At 63.2% G+C, this 587-nt stretch carries 1 protein-coding gene; it reads left to right on the top strand.

What is annotated here, in order from left to right; all coding sequences use genetic code 11:
- A partial coding sequence (locus RFM52_RS32750; protein WP_320327907.1) for an Ig-like domain-containing protein occupies positions 1–587 on the top strand: 587 nt, incomplete at both ends.

The following is a 587-nucleotide window of genomic DNA, read 5'->3' as shown; positions in this document are numbered from 1 at the left end:
GACGGCTCGATCGCCGTCGACCAGGCCGGCGACGTCGTCATCAACTTCACCGCCAGCGGCCCGAACATGTACCCGGCCGACTATTACAGCTTCCTGGCGGCTGGCGATCCCTCGGGCGCTTTCAGCGCGCCCGTTCTCTACCAGGCAAGCGCCAGCTATCTCGCCAATGGCGACAGCGCAACACTTCAGCGCTGGGGGATCTATTCGACCGCGATCGCCGATCCCAACCATGCGAATTCCTTTTGGCTGTCGAGCGAGTACTCCGCCAATGGCTGGTGGCAGACAGCGGTGGCGCAAGTCGCCATCCAGTCATCCACCCCAGCCGTGACCGAACGCTTGCTCAACGACACCGGCGCATCTTCGGGCGACACGATCACTAAAGACGCCACGTTGACCGGAACCGGCAGCGCGAACACGGTCGTGCACTTCACCGTCGATGGAACCCCAATCTCAAGCACGGTGACGGCCAACAGCACGGGAGCCTGGACCTTCACGCCGACAGGACTAGCTGACGGGCAGCATACGATCATCGCCAGCGAGACGGATGCGCTCGGCAACCCCTCATCGGCATCGCTGACGTTCACGCT

Origin of the sequence: Mesorhizobium humile (assembly GCF_033977215.1) — a bacterium.
GTDB lineage: Bacteria > Pseudomonadota > Alphaproteobacteria > Rhizobiales > Rhizobiaceae > Mesorhizobium > Mesorhizobium humile.
Note: the sequence above shows the minus strand (reverse complement) of the source record. Positions and strands in the feature narration are given on the sequence as shown.